The sequence below is a fragment of the Bifidobacterium psychraerophilum genome (assembly GCF_000741705.1).
Lineage (GTDB): Bacteria > Actinomycetota > Actinomycetes > Actinomycetales > Bifidobacteriaceae > Bombiscardovia > Bombiscardovia psychraerophila.
Genome location: NZ_JGZI01000007.1, coordinates 84,266 through 110,121, shown reverse-complemented (window position 1 = coordinate 110,121; position 25,856 = coordinate 84,266). Strand labels below are relative to the sequence as shown.

At 56.2% G+C, this 25,856-nt stretch carries 19 protein-coding genes; 6 read left to right on the top strand and 13 right to left on the bottom strand.

What is annotated here, in order from left to right; genetic code table 11:
- The first annotated feature begins 41 nt into the window (after positions 1–41).
- From BPSY_RS02060 to BPSY_RS02045, 3 genes are all read left to right on the top strand, one after another.
- A complete protein-coding gene (locus tag BPSY_RS02060; RefSeq protein ID WP_033495649.1) occupies positions 42–944 on the top strand; it encodes an ATP-binding cassette domain-containing protein in 903 nt (300 codons plus the stop codon).
- 2 nt (positions 945–946) lie between these two features.
- On the top strand, positions 947–1,834 hold the full coding sequence (locus tag BPSY_RS02055) for an ABC transporter permease (protein WP_033495648.1): 888 nt from the start codon (positions 947–949) through the stop codon (positions 1,832–1,834).
- 231 nt (positions 1,835–2,065) lie between these two features.
- Positions 2,066–2,716, top strand: a complete 651-nt coding sequence (locus BPSY_RS02045; protein WP_033495644.1) for a hypothetical protein — start codon at positions 2,066–2,068, stop codon at positions 2,714–2,716.
- A gap of 34 nt (positions 2,717–2,750) precedes the next feature.
- Here the strand turns inward: BPSY_RS02045 and BPSY_RS12005 are convergent, their stop codons facing one another.
- The 7 genes from BPSY_RS12005 to BPSY_RS02005 form a co-directional block, all read right to left on the bottom strand.
- The gene (locus BPSY_RS12005) at positions 2,751–3,365 is read right to left on the bottom strand and encodes an ABC transporter permease (RefSeq protein ID WP_081884102.1); all 615 of its coding nucleotides are present in this window, start codon (positions 3,363–3,365) and stop codon (positions 2,751–2,753) included.
- Positions 3,254–4,960, bottom strand: coding sequence for a phosphoenolpyruvate--protein phosphotransferase (gene ptsP / locus BPSY_RS02035; protein ID WP_033495642.1), 1,707 nt, complete (start codon positions 4,958–4,960; stop codon positions 3,254–3,256). Before ptsP ends, BPSY_RS12005 begins: the two co-directional genes overlap by 112 nt.
- Complete coding sequence (locus tag BPSY_RS02030) at positions 4,950–5,216, bottom strand: HPr family phosphocarrier protein (protein ID WP_033495640.1); 267 nt, start codon at positions 5,214–5,216, stop codon at positions 4,950–4,952. Before BPSY_RS02030 ends, ptsP begins: the two co-directional genes overlap by 11 nt.
- Before the next feature lie 144 nt (positions 5,217–5,360).
- Positions 5,361–6,224: a PRD domain-containing protein gene (locus BPSY_RS02025; protein ID WP_051921472.1), complete on the bottom strand. Its 864-nt coding sequence runs from the start codon at positions 6,222–6,224 to the stop codon at positions 5,361–5,363.
- A 53-nt stretch (positions 6,225–6,277) separates the two neighbouring features.
- A complete protein-coding gene (locus BPSY_RS02020; protein WP_033495639.1) occupies positions 6,278–8,428 on the bottom strand; it encodes a glucose PTS transporter subunit IIA in 2,151 nt (716 codons plus the stop codon).
- A gap of 473 nt (positions 8,429–8,901) precedes the next feature.
- Positions 8,902–10,575 carry an InlB B-repeat-containing protein gene (locus BPSY_RS02015; RefSeq protein WP_162178431.1) on the bottom strand — a complete coding sequence of 558 codons (1,674 nt, stop codon included), beginning with the start codon at positions 10,573–10,575 and terminating at the stop codon, positions 8,902–8,904.
- Between the two features lie 1,074 nt (positions 10,576–11,649).
- Positions 11,650–12,714, bottom strand: coding sequence for a LacI family DNA-binding transcriptional regulator (locus BPSY_RS02005; RefSeq protein WP_051921471.1), 1,065 nt, complete (start codon positions 12,712–12,714; stop codon positions 11,650–11,652).
- 176 nt (positions 12,715–12,890) lie between these two features.
- Here BPSY_RS02005 and BPSY_RS02000 point away from each other — a divergent pair, with 176 nt between their 5' ends.
- Positions 12,891–14,882, top strand: coding sequence for a glycoside hydrolase family 127 protein (locus BPSY_RS02000; protein WP_033495632.1), 1,992 nt, complete (start codon positions 12,891–12,893; stop codon positions 14,880–14,882).
- A 120-nt stretch (positions 14,883–15,002) separates the two neighbouring features.
- On the top strand, positions 15,003–16,433 hold the full coding sequence (locus tag BPSY_RS01995) for a glycoside-pentoside-hexuronide (GPH):cation symporter (protein ID WP_034886615.1): 1,431 nt from the start codon (positions 15,003–15,005) through the stop codon (positions 16,431–16,433).
- A gap of 128 nt (positions 16,434–16,561) precedes the next feature.
- On the opposite strand, the gene BPSY_RS01990 is transcribed toward BPSY_RS01995, so the two are convergent.
- The 3 genes from BPSY_RS01990 to BPSY_RS01980 form a co-directional block, all read right to left on the bottom strand.
- Complete coding sequence (locus tag BPSY_RS01990; RefSeq protein WP_051921470.1) at positions 16,562–17,749, bottom strand: MFS transporter; 1,188 nt, start codon at positions 17,747–17,749, stop codon at positions 16,562–16,564.
- An 8-nt stretch (positions 17,750–17,757) separates the two neighbouring features.
- Complete coding sequence (locus BPSY_RS01985) at positions 17,758–19,983, bottom strand: alpha-galactosidase (protein WP_033495777.1); 2,226 nt, start codon at positions 19,981–19,983, stop codon at positions 17,758–17,760.
- A gap of 267 nt (positions 19,984–20,250) precedes the next feature.
- Positions 20,251–21,366 carry an ROK family protein gene (locus tag BPSY_RS01980; protein WP_033495631.1) on the bottom strand — a complete coding sequence of 372 codons (1,116 nt, stop codon included), beginning with the start codon at positions 21,364–21,366 and terminating at the stop codon, positions 20,251–20,253.
- 241 nt (positions 21,367–21,607) lie between these two features.
- On the opposite strand from BPSY_RS01980, the gene BPSY_RS01975 reads away from it, so the two are divergent.
- The gene (locus BPSY_RS01975; RefSeq protein WP_162178430.1) at positions 21,608–23,266 is read left to right on the top strand and encodes a sugar transferase; all 1,659 of its coding nucleotides are present in this window, start codon (positions 21,608–21,610) and stop codon (positions 23,264–23,266) included.
- Between the two features lie 25 nt (positions 23,267–23,291).
- On the opposite strand, the gene BPSY_RS01970 is transcribed toward BPSY_RS01975, so the two are convergent.
- From BPSY_RS01970 to BPSY_RS11315, 3 genes are all read right to left on the bottom strand, one after another.
- On the bottom strand, positions 23,292–23,651 hold the full coding sequence (locus BPSY_RS01970; protein ID WP_338010508.1) for an endonuclease/exonuclease/phosphatase family protein: 360 nt from the start codon (positions 23,649–23,651) through the stop codon (positions 23,292–23,294).
- 75 nt (positions 23,652–23,726) lie between these two features.
- Complete coding sequence (locus tag BPSY_RS01965; RefSeq protein WP_033495625.1) at positions 23,727–24,608, bottom strand: glycosyltransferase family 2 protein; 882 nt, start codon at positions 24,606–24,608, stop codon at positions 23,727–23,729.
- 9 nt (positions 24,609–24,617) lie between these two features.
- Positions 24,618–25,847, bottom strand: a complete 1,230-nt coding sequence (locus tag BPSY_RS11315; RefSeq protein ID WP_081884097.1) for a glycosyltransferase — start codon at positions 25,845–25,847, stop codon at positions 24,618–24,620.
- Positions 25,848–25,856: the final 9 nt, after the last annotated feature.

Below are 25,856 nucleotides of genomic sequence, written 5' to 3'. Positions count from 1 at the left end.
TGCACGATTCATGATTGTCTTCACCATTCCACAATGAAGGCATGCACATTACAGCGAATAATCTCAGCAAACACTATGGCAGGAAGCTGGTTGTCGATAACGCCAGCTTCACGGTTCACGACGGGAAGGTGACAGGATTCCTGGGACCCAACGGGGCGGGAAAATCCACCACGATGAGAATGCTGCTCGGGCTGCACAGGCCGGACAGCGGCGATGTCCTTTTCGATGGCAGGTCCCTGACCTCCTTCGAAAACCCCTTGCAGGTCGTCGGGAGCCTTCTCGACGCGAAGGCTTTCAACCCCCACAACACCCCGAGCCAGTACCTGCTTGCCCAAGCCGCGACGCACGGTCTGGGAGCCAAACGTGTCGATGAGATCCTTCATCTGACGGGGCTCGCCAAGGTCGCCGACAAGAAGATGGGCGGATTCTCGCTTGGGATGGGGCAACGCTTGGGTATCGCCAACGCACTTCTGGCGGACCCTCAGGTGCTCATCCTTGACGAGCCGATCAACGGTCTGGACCCCGAAGGGGTGAGATGGGTGCGCGACACCTTGAAATCCCTGGCCGCAGAAGGTCGAACGATTCTGATTTCGAGCCACCTGATGGCGGAGATGTCCCAGACGGCCGATCACATCATCGTGATAGGCAAAGGGAAGATCCTTGCTGATGCTCCGGTTGATGACATCGTCTCCGGGAAGGGATCCGTTCGAGTACGCAGCCCGCAACTGCCGCAACTGCTTGAACTGCTTGCGAGCAGAAGCGTGGAGGCGAAATCGCGTGAAGGCGACACAGCCGTGCTCACAGGAATCGCAATCGAGGAGATCGGGCAGATCGCCGCTGAACGCCGTTTCACGCTGTTCGAACTCGCGTCGGTCGGGTCCTCTCTCGAAGACGCATATCTCAACCTGACCGCTGATGCGGTCGAATACAAGACCGGAGAATAGCCATGAGCATCGCAGCAGTCACTTCGCACGATATGACACCACAGGGCACGGCTTCGAAGAACGGCATATCGCATGTGCTGCCCCCGATAGGAAAGACCAGGCTGACGTGGTCGGGACTGTTGGGCAGTGAGTGGATCAAGATGAGGACCCGGGTCTCAACATACTGGCTTGGTGGAATCGGTGTCATCATGATGATAGCCATGGCTATCGCATCAGCCATCCAGGGGTCGAACGGCGATGTCAGCGCCGACTCCGTCATGGTCATGGCGACGGGAGGTGTCGTCGGAGCGCAGTTCTGCGCCATGCTTCTGGGAGTGTTCACCATCACGAACGAATACCGAACAGGGCAGATCCGCAGCACCTTCAATGCCGTTCCGAAACGCTTGCAAAGTCTTGCCGCGAAGGCTGCCGTTGCCGCCATCGCGAGTTTTGTCGTCACCGCCGCATCCATAGTCGTCTCGCTCATCATCGCGCATGTGCTTTCCGGACGTGGTCTGGCGTTCGGGTACTTCAGCCCGGAGGGGCTCAGGATGCTTATCGGCGCGCCGCTTTATATGGCGTTCATAGCCGTGCTGTCGTTGATGGTCGGGGCGATCCTGCGCAAAAGCGCGGGTGCTGTCAGCATCGTACTGCTGATGTTCTGGGCGCTTCCGGGATCCATGGTGATACTTCCACCGTCCATATCGGGGATCGTGGCCGCGTTCCTCCCATCCACAGCCGGAGCCGCATTGTACGGATTGTCTTCTGGAGCGGGGGATCAGGTTTTCAGCGCGATTACGCCTCAGAGTGCGTTTTCCCTGCCGGTTTGGGGCGCATTCCTGGTGCTTGTCGCATACGTCGCACTGTTCGCCGCCATCGCCTCAGTGGTGACGAAAAGAAGAGATGTGTGAATGCTTGTTGACCAACCAGAGTGTGCGATGAGCAGGATGAATGACCATCCGGGAAGGCGCTCGGTTTCAGGGGCTGCGGGAGACGAGCCGACACGGTGTCATACACGGGAACGCGGAGGGCGATGCCGTTTCACCGCCGGGCGCTCTCGTTGTTCTCAAGGGACATGCCAACCCAGCACTTGATACCACGTCCATAATCGCAGGGGAAAGAAGCAATATGAGGGAGTTTCTATGAAAAGAGCAACAGCGCTGGCCTTGGCGGCGGCGGCAGCGTCCATGGCCCTGGCCTTATCGGCATGCGCTTCGATCGGTGAGGGTGCTGGCGGGGCTTTCGATGAGCATTACACCCCGGACTTCCCGGCTGAATATTCCATAACGTATTCAGTGCAGGATCCGGAGGGAGATACAACGGAGGTTTCAAAAACGCAGGATCCCCAAGGCAACATCAGATATGTCTCGGGAAATACGGATGCGTTGTTCATCGCGTCCGGAAAAGGGGAGTGGGAGCGTTATGAGCACAACAAGGAAGGCGCTTACGTACCCACCGGCGGTGAGTTGTATGGTGAGGATCAGATCAACACGATCACCAAGGACTTCGACACTTACGCCAAGACGTCTTCGCAAAAGAACATGCCAGGAACCAAACAGGAGGGTTCGGTGACCGTTCTTGGCCGTGCCGCCGCATTATTCAGCAATCGAGTCGGCACATCCACAACAGGGGTGACCTATACCCTGACGGTCGATGATGAGACGGGTCTGTGCATCGGCTGGATCGAAAGCAAGAAGGTCGATGGGACGACGCAACAACCCGATGCCGCAGTGTTCCACGCCACCAAGTTCCTGACCAGTAACATCGGCTCGCTGGCCTCATTGATATCCTGACGGATCCTTCGTCGCTGTTCCGTGAGCGATAGCGTTACCGGGCCCTTGGCGAGATGTACTGGCCGAGTTCGGTGAAGCACCTTTGATACAGCAGCAAGGTGATGAGGGCATCACCCAGCATGGTGATGGCGCTCAAAGCGGCCAGCACCACAAACTGGTATTCCGCCGCTTCCAGCGGATCACCGCCGGTCATGATCTGGCCTGCCATCATACCCGGAATAAGGACGACGCCACTGGACGCCAGTTGGGCGATCGTCGGGATGAGGCCCAGTCTGATGGCCGCGAGAATCGAAGGTTTGGCGGCTTCGAAAGGGCTCGCCCCAAGACTCAGATAGGCCTCGATCTCATGGCGCCGGGCTTCCATATCAGAGAAGAACCTGCTCATGGCAACGGCCAAGGCCGCCACCAGATTGCCGAGCATCATGCCCTCCATCGGGATGAGGACCTGGGGCGAATACCATGGCGTCGGACGAATGGCGATAGCGTGCGTAGACGATTCGTCCGGCAGTGGTGTTTGACCTTCGGGTGCGGGGCTCCCTAGAGCAGATCCCTGACGGCTGGATCGGCCATCGAAATCACGGCGTCGCGGGCTTGGGCGGCTGTGGAGGAGTCCAGGGCCGCTTGTGCCATCTCTTGGCAGCGTGAGCAATCATGCATCGCCAGGGATGCCCTGACGGCGGCGACTTTCTTCGGTGCCATCGACAGTGAGGTGACGCCCAGACCGACCAGAACCAAGGCGAGCAGAGGATCGCCGCCGGCTTCTCCGCATACGCCGATATGACTGTGCGTCGTGGCTCCGCCTTTGCAGGCGAAGGAGATCATCTCCAGCACCGCAGGTTGCCAAGGGCTGAGCAGTCCGGCAAGCTCCCCGTTGAGACGATCCGCCGCCATGGTGTATTGGGCGAGGTCATTCGTGCCTATCGAGGCGAAATCCACTTCGCGCAGTACCCGGGAGGCCCGTAACGCGGCCGCTGGGACTTCGATCATCACGCCGACCTTGGGAAGTCCGAGGGCCCGGACCTTCTGGGCGAAGTAGTGCGCCTCATCCACATCAGCGACCATCGGCGCCATCACCCACAGGTCGCCGTGCGTGGCCCGATATGCACGTGAGAGCGCTTCGAGCTGAGTGTCGAGGAGCTCCTGTTTGCGCATCCCCAGACGCAGCCCGCGGATGCCCAACGCCGGATTCTCCTCCTCGGGCATTTGCGTGAAGGCCAGCGGTTTGTCAGCTCCGGCATCCAGGGTGCGTACCACGACTCTGCGGTTCCCGAAGGACTCGATCACACGTGTGTAGGTGTCGGTCTGCTCCTCCACGCTCGGAGCATCCTGCCTGTCGAGGAACATGAATTCGGTGCGGAAGAGCCCCGATCCCTCAAGATCAAGTGCGGCGGCCTTGGTGGCATCCGCGGCGCTCCCGATGTTGGCCAGCAGGGCGATATGCCTGCCATCCTTGGTCAGGCCTTGCCCGTGCGAGCCTGACAGCAGGACGGTCCTGCGGGCTGAACGCTCGCCGAGTTCGGTGATCTCCGTTGCTGAAGGGTCGACGAGCACCATTCCCGCACCACCATCCAAGGCCAGTTCGTCAGAGGTATGCGCGGCTTGGACGATTCCCGAGACCTTCACCGCGGCGGGGATTCCCAGTTGCGCCGCCAGGATGGCGGTATGGCTTGTGGGCCCTCCCTCCTCGGTGATGATGCCCAACACGATCGCCGGGTCCAATGTCGCGGTTTCCGCAGGCGCCAGGTCTTTGGCGACCAGGATGCTGGGCTCGCTCAATTCGGGGACGCCGGGTGCGTCCTCACCACGAAGCTCGCAGATCACTCTATCCCGCACATCGTGGAGGTCGGCGACGCGTTCGGCCATGTAGCCGCCGAGCCGCTGCAGTTTCTCCGCGTACTCGCCAACCGCATTGTGCACAGCTGACGTGATGCCTTCGCCATTCCGCAGATGTCCGGTCACGGTTTTGAGCAGGCCCCGGTCGGAAGCGAGCTGGGCGGTTGCTGACAGCACATCCTTCGCATTTCCGGAGCTGCGTTCCGCGCGCGCTCTGAGTTGCTCGGCCACTCGTTGCATCGCCAGCTGCACCGTGGCGCTGTCACCTTCCGGATCATGCGATGGCGCTTCACTGCTGTCCACGCCGATGGCCGTGCCTACGATGGACACCGGTCCGTGGACGGTTCCCGCACTGACACCGATGCCATGAAGAACATGCTGACCGCTTGTGCTTGGTGCTTCACTCCGCATCGAGATCACTGGCAAGCAATGCCACAAGCTCGTCGAGGGTCGACGCATCGGCATCGTTCGCGGTGCTGAGGGTCACTTCATCGCCGCTTCCCACACCCAGCGTCATGACTTCCAGTACGCTCGACGCATCGACGCCGGTGCCTTGGAAGGTGATGTCGACATCAATGCCGGAATCGGCGACCGCCTGTGAGAAACGGGCGGCCGGACGAGCGTGCAGACCCGATGACGCACCGACTATGGCTGTTTTTGAAATCATGAGAGTTCCTTTCTGAACGATCACACAGCAATCGCTGCGGATCAATCGCCGTCACATACCGTGTGACAGGCAAGTACTGCTTGTGATGGATTGCCTTCGCCATCGCCTGAGATGGATGCACCTTCTGTTGTGGACACGGCGAAGCTAGTCCGTGTTGGTGTTGCCCACCTTGGGTTGCTGGGCCACCCGGTACACATGGAGCGCGAGGTAGGCGATCTCGTCGTCGGTGAGATTCACATCGAATCGCAGCTCAACGATTGTGGCCAACTGCTCCGCGCAATCCATCGCATCGGGATAGCTCTGCATGATTGCGGTGGCGATGGGTGAGCGTTCATCCCCTTCGAGCTGTTTATGCTGGTGTATGCGCACAAAGAGGTAGCGCAGATGGGTGATGAACCTGCCCACATTGATCGAACTGGACTCAAGTCGGACTTTGCACCTGCTTTCAACAACCGCGAGCATCTGTTGGATGATGCCGGTCATCGTGTAGGTATACGTCAGGTCACCGGTTGAGAATCCTGCGTTCACCAGATGCAATGCGAGGGCGATCGCCTCGGCATCGGGCAGGACATTGTTCAAACGGGCGTTGAGGGCTTCGAGCAGTTGCAGACCTTTGGCATATTCCTCCGGATAGAGGTGCTGGACTTCCGCCTGGATCGGGTACTCGACCGCTATTCCCGTTTTGATTCTTTGCAGGGCGAAACTGACGTGGTCCGACAGGGCCATGACCAGCATCGGCTTATTCTCGGAAAGGTCGAGAAGACCCGCCGCGCGCATCGCATCGCTTACGACCTGGATCACATCAGGCGATATGCAAGACAGCATCTCCGCCAGATGATCGGGGTCTCGCCCGTCCGAGGGGACAAAGGTCCTGACGACTTTCTTGGGATCGACCCGTGCGCCTGGCCTCGCCTGGAAGCCAAGTCCCCGACCGGTGAGAATCACTTCCCCGGCATGTTCATCCTTCGCCAATACGACATTGTTGTTGAATACCCGAAGGATTTCCATGATGACCTCCCTTCATGACGAAGTCCCGACACACGCAGCGCCCGTTCCCGAATCTAATGCTCCACTGCAATGATGGGATCGCCTACTTTCACGGTAACATCCGTTATCGGTTCAACGGCATGCAAACGCAGGGTGTTGGTGACGGTGACGAGCGTGGTGGTGCTGTAACCGGCCGCGCGGATGGCGTCGAAGTCGACAGTGGCCAGGAGGTCGCCGGCGTTCACATGATTTCCCTTGGTCACATCCACGCTGAACCCTTCCCCTTTCATCTTCACCGTATCGATGCCGATGTGGACCAGCACCTCGATGCCGTCGTCCGTTTTGATACCGAAAGCATGACCGGTTTTGGCGACACTGAGGAGTGTCCCCGTGACCGGGGCGACCACCGAGCCTCCCTCGGGAATGATGCCGACGCCTTCGCCCAGAGCCTTGGTGGCGAAGACGGGGTCTCCGCTCTCATCCAAAGCAATCACATGCCCTGCTATGGGGGCATGCACAACCGAAACGGGTGGAGCCGTCGTTGCTGCCGAATCCGGTGTCGCGTCCACTGCCATCGCCGGTCCTGAAGCATCGGCAGGCACCGCCTGTGAGGTATGGGCGTCTGCGCTTTCCCCATGCTGCGTTGGGGATCCGCCAGCCTGGGCATCCTCCTTCGCCTGTGCCGCGGCCAGAGCGGCTTCCGCCTCCGCCTTCTGTTCGGGGGTCCGGTAGTCACTGACGATGATCAGTACCATCGCCACGACGAAAGCGACGGCGACGGAAATGGCGTATACCCACATCGGGCTGAATACCGGGATGGTCAGGAGTGAAGTGAATGCGAATGCCCTGGTCGTCACGCCGCCGTAAGGAAGACTCAGAATGGCGAGGGTGAGTCCACCGGCAAAGCAGCCGACGAGCATACGAGGGTAGATTCTCTTGAAACGCAGGTGGATGCCATACAGGGAAGGTTCCGAAACGCCTCCGAACAGTCCGGCGACCAAAGCCCCGGTAGCGGTCTGTCTCATGAGTTTATCCTTATTGCGCCAGGCCAGAACGAGCACGCCCGCCGTCGCGCCGAAGCAGGCGAAATTCCATGCACCCATAGGACCTTGGATGAAGTCGTAACCCAGGGTCTGGATGTTGACCAACATGAGCGCATTCAACGGCCAGTGCAGACCGAGAGGCACCAGGAATGGGTAGATCATCGGGATTAGGATCGCGAATATGAACGGAGCCGTGGTATTCAGCCATGCGAGTCCGGCGCCTATGCCGTTGCCGAGCCAGATTCCCAGCGGGCCGATGAGGAATGCGGTCAGTGGGATGACGATGATCATGGACAGGAATGGCAGAAACACCATCTGCACACTGCTGGGGATGACCTTTTTGAACCCGTGGTAGATCAGCGCGAGTATGGCTACCATCATCAGGGGTACGAACACGTTGCCGCCGTAGTCGTTCAGCTGCATGGTCAGACCGAAGATCTTGGTGGTGCAGGAACTCGACCCCAAGGTCTGGTTGACCACGCAGAGGGTCTCGTTCGGAAAGGCCTTGGCATCGGAAAGACTGAGGAAATTCGGTGTCATCAGTGCCGCCATGACCGTGGCTCCCAGCCAGGGGTCCACCTTCAGTTTCTTGGCGGCGTTGTAGGCGATCATGATGGGCAGGAAGTAGAACACGCCACGCCACATCGCGTCTATGAACACCCATCCGGCGGCTTTCGTGGAGGAGCGGAAGTCCACGATGCCCAGCGCATCCATGACGGATGCGAAGGCGATGATCAGCGAAGCGCCGAGCAGAACGCCGAGAATCGGGCGGAACGAATCGGAAAGATACTCGAAGAAGGAGTCCAACCAGGCTATCTTCCCGCGGGCCTTGCTCCTCGCTGCCGCCTTGACCTCCGCATTGGATGAGGCCGCAGTGTCCGCGGCGCCTGTGCCGTCGTTATCGTCATCCTCGCCGTGGGCCACATTCGACATGCTGGGAAGTGAGATGATGGCGTTGTACACACCTTCGACGCCACCTCCGATCACGACCTGATAGCGGTTGCCGCTCTGCGGGACGGCCCCGAGCACTTCCGGAGTGGCTTCGAGCGCCGCCTGATCGACCTTGCCATTGTCTTTGAGTTCAAAACGCAGACGTGTCGCGCAATGCGTCATACTGCGCACATTCCCTACACCACCAACGCCGGAGATGATTCTCTCGGCGGACTCCTGTGTATCTGACATCGTTGTCTCCTTCTTCACGAAACCCGCGATAAGAACAAAAAAAGACCTGAGACAGATGTATTCTGTCTCAGGTCTTGCCTCATTCAACGAGTAGCAACCCTGCTTGTACCGCGATTGCTGGTAACCGTATCACCGAACAAGACAAGGTGCAACATGGGTGCCGGAGAGTCGCCCTCCGTTGTTGTCGCCAATCGGACCCTCATGCCGGAATGGGGTGCTGCCTGTGGGCACCGCATCGGGTCGGTGATGTGCCGAGGCGGAAAGTCGATGAGGATGCCGCGCTACCGGGGGCACAGACGCGGGGATTGGTCCCCGCGCGACCTTGCGGTATCGATGTGGACCATGGCGGGTTGATGCGTCCAGTGTTCTTCGTCCTGCGGCGCTGTCATGGGTTCGGGAGATGCCTTACAAAACGATTTGTGCCCCCATATGAACCATCTCATATGGGGGCACAAACGCAACGGAAGCGAGATCTATCGCTCGGTATGCATCTTCCGGCGCTTAATCGTGATCAGTGCAGCACTAAGAACCGCAAGCGATGCCACGGCTACAGCCAAGGTGCCGACGGCTGCACCCGTCTTCGCGAGATGCGCCTTGCCGGCTGTCGCTGACTGGGCGGGTGTCCCCGATGCGCCCGGCGTCACTGGTGGAGTCTTGGTGTCGGTGGCGTCTTTGGATTTCCACTGGGCGTATAACGTCAGATCCTTGACGATGGGAGTATCAAAGTTGAAAACATTGCTACCGCCCTCCTTGCTGGTGCTCCAACCGCTGAACGTGTATCCGTCTCGTGTGGGAGCGGCGGGTGCCTTCGCTGAATCACCGGCTTTGATCTGCTGAGGGGAGACCGAAGACCCACCCTGGGAGTCGAAAGCAACGGTGAACACACTTACCGGTGCGGCTTCAACCCTCACATACCCGGTATAGGACACCCCGTCCGGAACGTACGTATAGGTAATCGGATAGCGTCCCGGCTTGGTGTTGTCGACCTTGGAGGTATCGATTGTCACGTCGTTGAGCGCAGGCAGGACATTCTGTTCCGAATGATTCAGGATTTCCTTCACGGGCACGGTTTCGACGGATTTCACAGAACCGCCCTGCTGTATTACGGCATCCTTACCACTGGGAACGATGACGGGGCGCAGCTGGACATAGATGGTGCCGATACCGTTCTGATCGAGCTTGGCGGGGCTGCCATCAGCATTGACGATCTGTGTTGTGCCCGCAGCGGTGTATACGTAGCTGTCGAGCTCCTTCAGTGTAGTTTGGTTGACGGCCACGGAATATCCGACGTTTTTGACGCTGTCCTTGATCCTCTGGAGGTTGACCTCATACCTGCCGAGAGTGTACAAAACCGGGTCAACAGATGCGTTCGTCCACTGGCCAATACCGAAATTATCGACCTTGATGTCAGAGACATCCTGTTTCGCGATGGCATCCTGCACGTATTCGGGAACCGCGGTATATGTATTGCTTTTCTTGTCGTAAGTCGCGCCGAAGTAGCTTCCGGTATTTGCCAACGCCGGTTTGCCCGACTTGTCCAGAGACTTATGCCTGAATGCAAAGCTCAGAGCGGTGTTTGAGGTGGTCGGCGAATACAGGTAATCATATATTGCTGGAAGCCCCGCGGTTTCGGTAACATCAACCGTGCTTGGATTCGTCAAGCTCAGCGGAATCGTCAGGGTGAAACCCTCTCCGGGCTTCAGTGTGCCCAGGAACTGCAGGGCCATCAGATCATCGATCTTGTTCGCGCTTTTGTAGGAGGCATACGAATTGTACGCGCCGGCGGCCGGGGAATACATCATAGTGATGTTTGATGCGTTTGATCCACTGTTAAATTCAAAGCCGCTTGCCGAAAGCTTCGCCCTGGAAGGATCGACTTTGACCACGGGAGAACCTGGCTTCAACAAGGCCTTGTTGTATTGCGGCAAGGTCAGGACCGCATTCAGGCTCTTGTCGCTGCTGCTCGTGTTCGTCACCGTATAGGTTTCGGAAAGGTTTGAATAATTGTCAATATCGATTATCGAATAAGCGCTGCCGGTCTTTCGGGATTGATAATTGCCCGAGCCCGAAGCGTCCGATACGCCGATCCACGCACCATGACTTATCCCATCGGAATCGATCAAAGTGTCATTCGAATTCGCATTCAAGATGGGCGAACTGCCCGATGCTTCCGCGCTCGCCTGTGGAACCAGTGCGGCAAGCAAACAAACCGAAGTTCCAACAACGGTTAAGCTAAAAAGCTTAGAGAGCAAGGTTTTTTTCATTATAATTTTCCCCTACTGTAGAGTCTCTCCCTCTGACGTAAAGCGGCCCAACTGGATGGCCACCAGACACAATGGTAGTCGAAAATGCTTCTCGAACAGAATCGAATGCTGCGGTAATCCCGCTTGAAGCACGAATCTGGTTTGGAAATCGTCGATTTTTCCGGTCAAAACGAAGAGATACGTTTCCTGCGGTATGAGGGCTCAAGTCGGGTGCGACAGCTCACAGACATCGCGCACGGGGTGTTTTCGGACAGCCGTCTGCCATGCCTGTCGAGCGCTTCGCATCGCAGATTCAAACAATGTTCCGCACACGCGCTTTTTCCGATGCCGTCGTCTTCGAAGATATCGCTCCGTGGATACGATTCACGGTCCAATTCCTGTTGTCGGAAGGGTTCCGGCCATTCGCATCCATGGCGGTGGCGGGCGAAACGACATTCGGAGGGAGTTCGGCGCGATGCCGTCAATGGGCGCTCCCGATCCCGTGATCGGGATGCATGACGTGTCGAATACCGGATTCGAAAGTGCGCTTGATGGTGATCCCCGCAATCCTCAGATGAGGGTCTTCCGTCGACAGGATTGTGCAAGTTCGATCACTGAATGAGGTCGACGTCGTTTGTCCTCGACAATATCCCTGGCGATCATCCTGTGATCGCGACACTCCGACACGAAAGCCATGATGTCTGGTGAGAAGACTCCCCCGATACCCGGATATCAGCCTCATCGTCGTTGAGTGAAAACCGGGGTATGGATTGCACTGGGTGCCGTGCGATAAGGGATATTCGACTGTGTAAGTAACACTCGGTTTTTGTGCCGTGATCGGCCACTCACTGTCACTGGGGCGACGAAATATCACTGCCGTGGGCGCCTCGGCGGTGCATCATCCTCGGGTATCCGCTGTTCCGACACGGCATGAATGTGGGTGAGGCCAAAAGGACCGGGTCCTTCGCATATCCTCCGTCATCTGCCTCGCCGTTTGCTGTTATGAGAGAATATTTTCCCGCTGCCCTGCAGCGGCGTCTTTCGTGATGCTTCCGTGGATTCGCGCACGATCATCGGACACTCGACCGTGGTGATGCCGTGATGCGGATGCCCGTGTATGGCATCAATCAGGTATTGCGCCGAGATCTTGCCTATGGTCTCGATGTTGTTGTCAAAGGTGGTGAGTGTGGGATGCGAATTCGTACTGAAGACGAACCAGTTGTCATGCCCGATCACGGCGACGTCTTTCGGCACCGACAAGCCACGCTGCATGATTCCATGTATCGCGCCCCGGGCGATCTCATCGCTCAAACAGTACAGGGCGTCCACATCCCCGAATCGATCGAGCAGCGACAATGCCGCGTGTTCGCCCCATTCCTCACTCCAGATGTCATACATGATGTCAACGGCTTGCTCGTCGTAGTATCTGAAAGCTCGCAGGGCTCCCTCGACGCGGTCCTTCGAAGCCTGGAAGCTCTCGGTGCCTGCGATGACGGCTATGCGTCTGCGGCCAAGACTGAGCAAATACTCAATCGCCTGGAACCCGGCTCCGACGTTATCGCAGATGATGCTGCAATCATCCTCGTCGGAGGAAGGGGCATACGCATAGATGACCGGCAAGCCCCTGGTTTCGGAGAGGCTCAGGGCATCTCTGGGACCGGTGGTGTCCTGAATCATGATCAGCCCATCCACGCCTTGGGCAGCAAGCTGGTCGATATGGCTCTTTTCGAGTGATGGGCTACCTCTGGAGCTCATGAGCAGAGCGGCGTGATTCGATGCCCCAAGGGTGGATTCCGCCCCGTTCAGCATCGGAAGCGCGAAGCGTCCGTTGTAGTCGGATGTCACCAGACCGATCAGGCCGGAGTGCGCTCGCGTCGGTCTTCCCTCGTTGGATTTCCGGTATCCGATGCTCTCCGCCGCGGCGAATACGATCCGCTGCGTCCTCGCGGATATGCGTTCGGTGTGATGCAATGCTTTGGAGGCGGTGGAGACGGACACGTTTGCAAGCGCAGCCACATCCTTCAGTGTGGGTTTTGAATCCATAATGCATAGACTAGTGAAAATTTTCGCATTCATGAAACCTCTTCATGCCCGCATGGGCCGCTCCTTACGATGTGTTCAAGAAGGCCGGGGCGGGCGATCTTCGCGGATTTCCTGCCGGCTCAAAGCAGAGCAGGGACGGTTCTTCGTAACAGGTGGAAAGGACGCTACTCGTGAGCATGCATGTGACCGTGACCTCCCCGTTCTGGGAACGTTACCGTGGCAAAGTCGTGGACAAAGTTATCCCTTATCAGTGGGAGGTCATCAATGACGAGAGGGAGATAGAGATTCCGGATGACCCTTCAGGGTCGGTGCAGGACATTGACAGCACATGGAGCCATGCCGTGCGCAACCTCCGTGTGGCGGCAGGTGATATCCAGTCCGATTTCAAAGGTTTCGTCTTTCAGGACTCCGATGTGTACAAATGGCTTGAGGAGGCTGCCTACTCCCTTGTCTACAAAGCCGACGAGGGCTTGCAAGAGCTGTGCGACCGTCTGATTGATCTGATCGCAAGGGCCCAACGCTCTGATGGTTATCTGGATACGCCATACCTGATCGGATCCGGTGCATTCGCCGGACGCCGGCCTTTCACCCAGCTTCAGCAGTCCCACGAGATGTACGTGATGGGTCACTACATCGAGGCGGGTGTCGCCTATTACGAAGCGACGGGAAACGAACAGGCCTTGGAGATCGCCAAAAGAATGGGTGACTGCCTGGACCGGCATTTCGGCGAGGAAGAGGGCAAGATCCACGGTGCGGATGGGCATCCTGAGATCGAGTTGGCTCTGGCGAGGCTGTATGAGGTGACCCGTGATGACAGATACCTGAAATTGGCGGTGTTCTTCATCAAGGTGCGTGGCCAGGATCCGGATTTCTACGATAAACAGAATGCGGAAATCGGTGACGGCTCAACGGATATATTCCCGCAGATGCGCGCTTGGACACACGAGTACACCCAGACGGCACGTCCGATCAACGAACAGAACACTGCCGAAGGGCATGCGGTTCGAGCGGTCTATCTGCTGACCGGCATAGCCCATGTGGCCCGACTGACGCATGATGAGAAACTCAAGGCGACGGCGGAGCGTCTGTGGGCGGATATCGTTCGCCGGCGCATGTATGTGACGGGAGGAATCGGCTCGACTCATGTGGGGGAGGCCTTCACCTACGACTACGATCTGCCGAACGACACGCTTTACGCCGAGTCCTGCGCTTCGGTGGGGCTCTGCTTCGCGGCCCGGCAGATGCTGGAGATCGAGAGCAGAGGTGAATACGGCGATATTCTGGAACGGGAGATATTCAACGGTGCCATTTCAGGGATGGCGCTTGACGGGCAGCACTTCTTTTATGTGAATCCCCTGGAGGCGGACCCGCAGGCCTCGCGCAACAATCCGGACCGGGCACACGTGCTGATGCGTCGCGCCGAATGGTTCGGCTGCGCCTGCTGCCCCGCGAATATAGCCCGTCTCATAGCGTCGATAGATCGCTACATCTACGCGGTCCACGAGGACAGGCGTGAAATCGTGGCCCATCAGTTCATCGCCAATGACGCCGAGTTCTTTGACGGTATCAGGATCAAGCAGGAATCGAATTTTCCGTGGGATGGGCACATCCACTTCACCGTCACCGTTCCCGATGGCGTCGCCCCTGCGAAACTTCTGATCCGTATCCCGGAGTGGTCCTCTGATGGTTATGGCATCACCATCAACGGGTCTGAATCCTCCCAGCCTGCGGTGAGGGATGGGTTTGCGTCCATCGGCATCCGTCCGGGCTCGACGAGCATCGCATTGAGTCTGGATATGTCGGTCAGGGCTGTTCGAGCCAATAGTGCCGTACGTCATGATGTGCGGAAAGTCGCCATCATGCGTGGCCCGGTGGTGTTCTGCGCGGAGGAATCGGATAACGTGGCGCCGCTCTGGAACTACAGGGTACCGAGTGGCACGGCCCCGCAGTCTCATGTCGAGTACTCGGCCAATGAGCTTGAGGGCGTGGTCGTGATCAAAGCCCCGGCGTTCAGGCTTGACGATGACGGGACTGAGGCTCCCCTGTATATGAATGCGAGCAGGCACGCACCTGCTGAGAATGCGGAAGAGCTGAAGATGATCCCATACTATGCCTGGGCGAACCGCACGGTTGACCGCATGCAGGTCTGGTTCGACTCCGACATCTGATTTTCACCGATATACCCGCTGCGTGGAACAGCGGCAGACACAACAGGGCGCCCAGAAACGGCAGCGTTCACGCTGGCGTATTGCCAAGTGCGCCTCTTACAAGATGGCAAAGAAGGAATAATGAGTGCAACAAGCAAAGACGCTTCAGCGGTAAGACTGCCGTTAAAAGAGAAAATCGCCTACTCTTTCACTGATATGGCGGGCAATCTGCTATACGTGACGATTTCGTCATACATCATGTATTTTTACACGGATGTCTTCGGACTTCCGGCGGAATCGGCGCTTGGCGCAGGCACGATTCTATTGGTGGCCCGTTTTGCGGATGCCATCAGCGCTCCGATCTGGGGGTCGATCGTTGACCATACGCAGACCAAATGGGGCAGAGCCGAACCCTGGTTCCTGTGGCTCGCCGTCCCCTTCGCCGTCACCGTCTGGTTGGCCTTCACCGCCCCGGATCTTCCCGACGGCTCCCCGAAATTCATCTACGCCCTGATCACCTATATCCTGGCCGCCGGCGCGGTGTACACCGGAATCCAAACCCCGATAACCGCTATCCTGCCGAATCTCACTTCCGATCCGACGGAACGTATCAGCGCCAATACCTTCCGTATGGCAGGTGGCTCCATCGGTTCATTCATCACCTCGGCGTTCTGCATCCCTCTGGTGGGTTTCTTCGGCACCTTGGTGGGTGGCGGAACGGCCAATGACAAAGCGGGCTTCATGATTGTCACCGCCTTGTTCGGCGTCGTGGCGATTGTCCTGCTGATATTCGCCTTCAGGAACCTCAATGAACGAAACTATCATCCAGAGGTGCAGAAACCGATTCCTTTCAAGGATTCGCTGAAGGCGGCGAAGGGCAACTGGCCGTGGATCATCCTTGTCGTCTCTTTCATGATCTACTGGGTCGCGCAATCGACTCGGAACGGTGTGGCCGTATATTACGCCAAATACAATCTGGGTAATGAGAACCTCACCTCATGGTTCAACGGGGTTCAGGTGCTTGGACTTCTGGCCACCTTCTGCATGCCTGTTCTGGTGAAGAAGACCAACAACAAAACGCTCACCATGCTCATCGGCTTGGGAATAGGCATCGTCGGCCAGGCCCTCATGCCCTTGGCGGGTTCGGATGTGGTGCTGGCCGTCATTTTCTGGACCATAGGTGTTTTCGGTGCGGCCATCGCCGTCGGCATGCCATTCGCGATGCTGTCGGATACGGTCGATTACGGCGAGTGGAAGACCGGCGTTCACGCGGCCGGGTTCCTGACAGCGGTGGGGTCGGCCTTCTGCATCCAAGTGGGATCGGGCTTCGGCGCCTTCGTGCCTCTGAGGATCATGAGCGGCGCGGGGTATGTGGCGAACGCCAGGCAAAGCCAGGCCTCGCTCGATGCCATCAGTTTCTGCTTCATCTGGCTTCCGATCATCGTCTATGTGGTTGTGGGCATCCTTATGCTCTTCTATCGGAGATTCGAAAAAATGGAACCACAGATCAAAGCCGAGCTGGCGGAACGCCGTGCGCGCGAGGCCGAGCTGCAGTCGGCTGATCTGCAATAAGGCTGCCGTTCGTGCGGGACGATTCCATCCATGATGCTTCTTGCATGCTTCCTCAATAGCGATTGAGCCCTGCTCGGCGAATATGATGTTGGCCGGGCAGGGCACAATGACGATGAACAGGTGGCGCTCTATTGCTCGACGGCCTTCTTCTCCGCCTTCCGTGAGCGCAGCGCGATGACGAATGCTCCGATGGTGACGGCAATCAGAATCGCACCGAGGAGCACGAACATGCGGTTGCCCACGCTGTCCCCGATCAGGGCGCTCAGCCCGGCAACGCCGTACGGCGCCAGCAGCGCGCCGCAGTTGGTGCCGATCAGCATGACGGATGCGGTCAACGTCTCCGAGTTCGGTGAGGAGACCGTCGATACTTTGTTGAACATATCCGCTGCGATGAGCGGGTAAGCGACGCCGAAGACCAGGGCACCCGCAAAGGTCATGACGTAGCCGTTTGCCAATCCCATGATCAGGACGCCTATCGCCAGGCAGACCATGCCTATCGGAATGATGTACTGCCTGAGTACGTCATAGATCTGGCCGTAGAAAATCGCGGCTATCACGCCGAGAATCGTCATGGAGCTGGTGATCACCCCGGCTTGGGCCGCGGTGCCGAATCCGTTCTCGGTCACGACGAAGGGCAGATGGACGATGATGGCGATATGGATCATCACCAGGAAGAAGAAGAACACGGCAAGGCCGATAACCTTGATGTTGATGTGCTGATGCACATCCGCCTTGCCCTTTTCCTTCACCTCAACGTCGCGACGGGTATCCGGAACACCGAAATAGAAGATCGGAAGGATGACGAAGGCCAGTGCATACACCCAGAATGTGGCGTGCCAGCTGACGGTGAGCAGGAATCCTGCCACGAAGATCAGGAAGGATTGTCCGAGATTCTCGAAGGCCGAGCGCAGACCCATCAGGGAGGCCTTGGTCTTGCCCTCATAGAGGAAGCCGATCATCGATACGGCAAGCGAGTTGAACAGGCCGAGACCGGCTCCAAGTACCAGACGGGAGGCGAAAATCACGCCGTAGCTGGTGGCGAAGACCGGAACGATACCCGCCAGACCCACGATGATGAGGCCGAGGGCCACGGTTTTCTTGTTGCCGATCTTCTCCGTCATCCATCCACTGATCAGCACGAAGATCATCACGGTGAATGCCGGGAGGGTCGAAAGCAGCTCGACGGAACTCGTGGACATCCCAGTGAAGGTCTTCTTCATGTCCGGAAGACTCACCGAAATGACATAGGAACTGGTGAGGACCAGAGATATGGACAGTACTGCGAATTTTTGGAATATTGATTTTGCGGAATTCATGACGTCTATTACCTTTCTACCGATTCGACGATGAACATGCGTGAGGTGAAATCGAAGGTGCGATCAAGTTGTTTGCGCACTCCGAAGAGTTGATCCAGCACGATTCCGGCATGCATCAGTTCGGAACCTGCGAAGTGCTCGTCCGATTCGTTCACGGTGTATGACTTATCGGGGTCGAGCCCTTTGAATATGAAGCGATGGTAGCGGTCATTCGGTTTGGCGAGGACCTGGTACAGCGCGAAGATACCCATATCACGCTGCGGATCGACGACGCCCCAGGATGTGATGTTCCCATCGCCTTCATATGGTGAGGTGATCCTGATGAAGTCGCCGTATTGGAACAGGGCCCGGTGGCTTTTGTAGAACGTCACTTGATCGGATATCGCCGCGCGCTCCTCCTCATCCAGCTTGGTGATGTCCAACTCATATCCCAGCAGACCGAAGAAGGCGGTGTCTCCACGGGTTTTGAGTGGCGTGATCCGATTGACCTGGTGGTTCGGCACGGCGGACACGTGGGAGCCCATCGTGCACAAGGGGTAGGCAAGTGAGGTGCCCCACTGGATCTTCAACCGTTCGACAGCGTCGGTATCATCACTGGTCCAGGCCTGGGGCGCGTATGCGAGCATGCCCGGGTCGAAGCGTCCACCACCGCTTGAACAGGATTCGAACAGCACATGTGGATATTGCTTCGTCAGACGGTCGTACAGCTGGTACACACCCATGATGTAGCGGTGCCCCAACTCCAGCTGGCGCTCGGGAGGCAATGCGTTTGAGAACGATTCGGTGATATGCCGGTTCATATCCCACTTGATGTAGTCCAGATTCGTCTGATCGATGGCATCCGCGATACGGTCGAAGAGATAGTCGACGATCTCCTGACGGGACATATCCAGAACGAACTGCGATCTGCTCGGGCTCCTGCGCCTTCCGGGCACGGCTATGGCCCAGTCGGGGTGGGCTTTGAAGAGTTCGCTTTCTTCGGAGACCATCTCGGGTTCGAACCACAGTCCGAATTTCATGCCTTCGGAGTGGATCTCCTGTGCGAGGTGTCCAAGTCCTTCCGGGAGCTTTGATGTGTCGACATGCCAATCGCCGACCGAGGTGGTGGAGTCGTTGCGGTGTCCGAACCAACCGTCATCCAGTACGAGCATTTCAATGCCGAGTTGTTTCGCCTGCCGTGCGAGGGTGACGAGCTTCTTCTCATCGAAGTTGAAATACGTGGCCTCCCAGTTGTTGATCAGTATCGGACGTTCGGTGCCTCGCCAAGCGGGGTTGATCAGATGCTCCGAGAGGAAGTGGTGGAGGTTGGCGGACATACCGCCGAGTCCAGATTCGCTGAAGGTCAGTATCGACTCCGGTGTATCGAATCGTTCGCCCGGATCGAGGGTCCAGGAGAATTCGAAGGGGTTGATGCCCATCCCGACCCTGGCCACGTCATAATCGTCGACTTCCACTTGGGCGATGAAACTTCCCGAATACACCAGGCTGAAGCCGTAGACGTCGCCGGTATCCTCGGTGGTGCCAGGGCGCAGCAGCGCGAGGAAGGGGTTGTGCTGCGCCGAGCTCGCGCCACGCGTACTGCTGATGCTTTGGATTCCGGGCTTGAGCCTGCGTGTGAACAGGTGCCGCTCCCTCGCCCAGGAACCGGACATCTGCAACATCTCGTATTCGGAATCCGGAAGGTCGATTGACATGCTCAGGGCATTCTCGATATTGAGGGTGTCATGCCCGGTGTTCGCGAAATGGGCGCTTCGCACGATCACGTCATCAGCGGGGAAGACCGAATACTCCAGGAGCAGACGAAGACCGGACTGCTGTTCTGCCAGTCTGATGGTCAGCACATCGCATTCGCCGGTGGTGCCATATGACGCGGGCATCGGGGTTGTCCGTTGCTTGCCTTGTTCTATGCCGTATCCCTCATATACGAATTCCGTGATTCGTGACCCATCGGGATATGCGATCTGGAATGCGGGCATCCGGAAATCACCGTGCCCGAATCCCGGATACTCCTGTTTCAGGGTGTTCAGACTGAAGTCCTTATGGGTCTCACTCAGCCAGGGTTGGATCATTCTGAATTCGTATTTACTCAGTGACTGGTGCGAGACCTTATCGGGAATGCGAGCTCCATAGTAAAGCTGCCCCAAGGTACCGTCCTCCATGACCCGGAACAGATAACTCGTATTCTTCGTTTGCAGGTGGAATTCCTGCGATTCCTCGTGCACGATAACCGGCATAACCCAATCCTCCTTGATTTGAGAGCGATCCGCGACTGCTTCAACGCCGTCGAGAAAGGAGATGGCGAAGCATTTCGCAATGATTGACGCTGCTGTTTGCCACATCTTTTCTTGATGAAAAATACTAACACATATTTTCACGAAGAAAATACCTGTTTTGTTTTTCAGGCTTGATCCGACCGATGCGTGCATTGCTGCAGAAAGCCTGCCGGTGATTCGTGAAGACCGGATATCGGCACAGAGCCGGGGCCGCAGAATCTGCGGAGTCTACAGCGCCTCTTGGGTCCAACGCTCCATCGCGACTGCGGCACCCCCTCGCGCCCAGGCCGAGAATTCCATCTTCTGCAGCAGGACGTCGACCTTTTCCCCCGCCCAGTGACGGTATGTGGAGATGGCTTTCCTGAATTCCGATTCGAATGCCATCACCATGCTGATGCCATCCCCGGAAACGACAACCGTATTCGGGTCGAGGAATCCGATGGCGCCGGAAACCAATTGCGCCACCGCCTCCACCGCAGCGACACCGATCGCGCGTTCGGGGGAGAAGCCCGCCGTGGCTCGGGTGACGAAGTTATCGTAGGATTCGCTTATCCCATATTGCTTTTCCAGATACCTGAGGATGCAGGTGCTTGAAGCGTATGCGCGCGCGCATCCCACATGCCCCATCTCGCATGTCGGCCCTCCGTCGCCTACCCGCAGATGTCCGATCATTCCAGCGGAGCCATGTTCCCCTTCGAAGACATTCCCGTCCATAACCGTGCAGCAGCCGATGCCGGAACCAACGCTGATCAGAACGAAACTGCGTTGGCCGCCTGCGAATCCCCACCAGGACTCGGCCTGCGCGAATGCCTGAACGTCATTTGCGACGGTTACGGTGACATCCAGTCTGCGCTCCAGGATGTTTTCGAGTTCAACATTCGTCCAGCCCAGAAAACCCGAGGAGATGACCTTGCCGGAGTTCACCCGGCCTCCGATGCCTATGCCGACACCGGATATCGTGAAATCAGCGGAAAGGGCGGACACCAGGTCCACAACCGTATCGACCACGGCCGGAACCGTCGTATCGGAAAGAGCCCTTTCGTCATGGGCCAGCACGGACCCACCCATATCGACCACGGCGCCGTATATCGAGGAATCAGTTATCTTGAGACCCACGAATGTGGTGTAGGACTCCACGATGCCCACCTGATAGGCCGGTTTCCCCGAGAGCGGTTCCGCTCCGATCCGTTCGAGCGGACGGATCATGCCGCGTTCCAGAAGCGGTTGCAGCACCCGGGTCACGGTCGGGGCGCTGATCTCCAGCTCCGCACCCAATACGCCGCGTGTGGCCGGCCCCAGGGCGATCAGGCGATGCAGCGTTTTGGAAGAGTTCGATCTTGACACAGGCTCATTTTAGGCACAGAGCGATCTTTAACGACAACGTGGAAAATTGGACGAGACCGCTCTGAGCTCTCGCCGTGAACGATCGGAGAAGACTGATCCTGACGGCCCATGCTGTCAGTGATGTTGGCAAACAAATGGGACAACCATACTATTACAGTAAAGATGGTTTCTTAGAGTATCTTGAATAAGGTCAGAAAGATATAAGGGAATGATGTGTATGAGAGCACGTGGCAGTGGCACATTGACCCATGAAGAGGAACTTTTTGACCACGGGGGAGAGGAGCCGTTCGTGCTAGAAGAGACATCTGCGATCCATGTACCGCAGGCAGGGGCTGATGATCATCCTGATGACCCGGCAAAACCTCAGCGAACAATGATGTTCAGCAACTCAGTCTTCTCCGATTCCTTCAAACCTTCTGAAACCAGGCGGTATTTCAATAAGACACCTGTATGGCGTTACTGGTTCGTCCTTGCCCTTGTCGCCACGGATCTAGTGTCGATGCTGCTATCCCTGGTCATCTGCCTGTCGATCAGGCCGCATTCTTATATGAAACTCGAAGACTCGATGCCGGTCGGTGTGTTCCTTGCGCTTCAGTGTGGTATCTGGTTGCTCTGCCTGCTGTTCTGCGGTACTTATCAGCGCCATGTTGTAGCCGATGGATACGCGTTGTACACGAAGATATTCAATGCGACCATAATAGCTGTTGTGCTGACCAGCTGCCTGGTATATATGCTGCAACTCAATCTTCCCCGAACAGCGATCATCGCCGCGCCAACTCTGGCAGGCGTGCTTGAGGGCATATCACGCTGGTTGATGCGTAGGTCTTTGCATCAGAAAAGGGCGAAGGGGCGCTGCAGATATTCCACCGTGCTACTGGGTTCCTCGGATGGGATCAATGAGACACTGCACAGTCTCGTCGCCAGCAGTGCGCTTGGTTATGAAGCAGTCGCTGTATGCCCGATTACCGTCGAAACGGAACGCGGGCGTGAGGAGATTGTCGCCTCTCGGTATATTGCTGATCCGTCGGTTGCCGGATCCGATGATCTGAAAGTCATACCATTCACCAACCATCTGCCAAGAACCGTCATGCATATGGGAGTTCAGACGGTGCTGGTCACAGATACACTGGAACGCGACTCCGTCACTTTGCATGCTCTTTCGTTGGCGATCGAATCCCTCGGCATCGAACTGGCGGTGTCGGTGTCGGTTGCGGATTTGAGCGGGCACAAGCTTTATCTGAGGGATTCGGCCCAGCAGCAGGTTCTGACGGCGAGTCTTCCCCAATATTCCCTGGCAATCAGACTGGTCAAACGGCTTATCGATATCGTAGGTTCATTCTTTGCCCTTGTGATCAGCGTTCCTTTGGTGATGCTTCCGGTGGCTCTGGCCATCAAGCATGAGGACGGCGGCCCCGTGCTGTACAAGCAGGAACGGATAGGCCAGAATGGAGTTCCGTTTGACTGCTACAAATTCAGGTCTATGGTGCTTAACGCCGATCAACTCGATGCGAAACTCGCGGCTCAAAGCGGTCAGGAATATGGAGCGTTGTTCAAGCTGAAAGAGGACCCTCGCGTTACCAAAGTGGGGCGGATCATTCGAAAATTCTCACTTGATGAGTTTCCCCAGTTCTTCAATGTGCTGAAGGGGGATATGTCGCTGGTAGGGCCTCGTCCACAACGCAAATACGAGGTGGAGAAGTATGACATGCTCTACTCCACCCGTCTGCTCGTGAAACCGGGCATTACCGGGCCATGGCAGATATCCGGTCGCTCAAATCTCAGCAAGGAGGAGGCTGAGCGCTTGGATGTTACCTACATTGAGAACTGGTCACTTACCAGTGATCTGGTCATTCTGCTGAAAACGGTTCTTGTGGTTTTCCGCGCTGTCGGGTCATACTGAGATTTGCCTCCAACTCGAGTCACCCTCAGTCTGCTGTGGCTTCCAGAGTCGCCAGTAGCGCTTTGTGGTCGCTGCCCGCTATTTCGACGGTCTTCATATCTCCCACTACAACGCCCTTGTCATGCACGATGTGATCGATCTCGATAACCGATGGGAGGTCCGAATTGGCGGGGTATGTCATATGGAAACCCTCGCCGGCCTGTTCAGAGGAGTCTACGAAGCGGCTTCCGAGAAGCGATCGGAATATCGAATGATCCCATGTGGAGTTATAGTCGCCCATCAGTACATAGGTGTGATCGTAGTTCTTGAGCGAACTGATTGAGTCGAGTCCTGAGCTCCAGACGCTCTGTTTGCCTCGGGTGGAGGGTGAGGTGTTCGGTAGTATTACTGTTCAATGGCATGAATTCTCGGGCAGGTATTTAGCAAAGTACTGCACTGTCAATACAATTCTAATATCCTCTTATCTTTTTGAAATGAACTTCCCGCGTATCAACCCAAGTTTATTTCCTGCAAACCTTGCAAAGCAGTCCAAGAAGAACCATGGCAATTCGAAAAATTGTTTCGTTGAAAATAGTTCAGCCACGACATATTTGACAAGTGATAAGCCCTCTGATGTGAGCGAGACATTCGACAAGAGTTCAGAGTGACGTGCAATTTCGACACCTTCTAGATAGTTTCGTCTGAATTGCTGGCGGAATGAGAGATTATGCGAGTGAATCACCGTGGCAGAAGGCTGGTATGCGATAGCATAATCTGATTGTAAAAACTTGGCGGCTATGAGCATGTCCTCATTCGTCAATACTGATTGTTCGAAGCCTCCGACCGCAGAATAGAACTCTCTCCTGTAAGCGGCACAGACATCGGAAACAAAGAAAGCTTTGATGCCAAGCATTGGGACATCGGATAAATGAGTAACCCTCGGTTTGTTTGGGTAATTGCGTTGTCGGATCAGTCGTTCGAAGGGTCTTGCGTCGTCACGCGGTAGTTGCCGTCCGGAAGTCATTGCGACTAATCCATCTGAGAAGGGTTGGAGAAGACGGGCAACATAGTAATTGTCGCTCGGCATGGCATCTTGTGTGAGAAACAAGACGAAATCTCCTTTGCTGTGACGCAAAGCCCAATCTCGTGTGCCGCCGTGGTTAAACTGGGAACGGGGGATTTGAAACAGCGTGATACCGGGAACTTTTCGCACCTCATGAATTGTGTTATCCGAAGAGCTTGAATCGACAACAATGATTTCATCAGGTCGTTGAGTTTGTTGTTGCAGTCTGAGCAATAATTGCTGGATACACTCCTGGGCATCAAGTGTTGGTATTATTACTGAAACGATAAAGTCATCCATTTTTCCGTGTCAATCTTCGTGTTTTTGAAATGAACCGCTGATTTGTTTATACAACTGCATGACCTGCTGCAAATATGAATCCTTGGTTTGATAATGATTGTGGCATCTTTCTACCAAAATATTTTCTTGCAGTTCGGCAATCAGGCTGTCGTTATGTGAGGTATTGAGCGTTTCGATAAGCGACTCGAGGTTTCCAGTTTGAAAGAATAGGCCATTTTTGCCGGGGTGAATGTACTCACTGGCTGCAGTTCGGTCAGAAACGATAAATGGAATTGCCGAGCTGCGCATTATTTCTAATGGCACAAGCCCAGCGTTTTCATACCAGAGTGACGGGAATACGCAGCAGCGAACATCTTGAAGGTGCAAATGCAACTCAGATTGTGGCACCCAGCCATGAAACTGAATATTGGGATATCGATCAGACAGCTCATCAATCTGGTCTCCAGTTCCTATAACCCTTGCAGAAAGGTGGAGATCTGTTACTGCTCTACAGAACAATTCCACGCCTTTTTCTTGATCCACGCGACCGATATATGCATAAACTCGGTTCTTGGGACAGTCGACTTTGGCTAGCTTGGAGACACTAATCGGATTATGAATTACCGGCCCATTGGCAGCGGGTATCGTCTGAGAAAGAATTTTTCGGGAAAACTCTGAAACATGCACGACCGTAGGATACGATTTCGTCAACACGTGGCGCTGAATCAAGGATCTGACAACGCGATAGTATTTCTGGGCCACGTTTCTTCTATCACAATTACATTTGATACATGCGCCCGATAGCGGTTGCAGCGTGCATATGGTCTTCGTTTTATAATTGTAAAAGCCCCCGTTTGGGCAAGAAAGAAAATAATCATGTGCCGTGATTATGGTAGGAATTCCACAGGAGCGCAGCACATCAAAGATGGAAGATGACAATCCTTTTGTCCACGAATGGACATGTGCAACTTTGATATCCGGGTTTTGTTTTAGCAATATTCGCAGTTGAAGAGCTACTTGTCGGTTGTACAGTCCTCGAATGGCTCCGCGAATTCGGTTAGAGTCATCGAGGAATAATGGTTGATTGGATACTACGACATCGATGCGTGGGTTATTTGAGATGGATGAATCGATTGGTCCACTCGCTGCAAAAAAACAAACATCAACCCCAGCATGTGCAAGTATCCGGGCCGTGGCAAGAGCTACAGATGCGGCTCCTCCGATAACAGATGCCGTGTCATTAATGATGAGAATCTTCATATCATATCT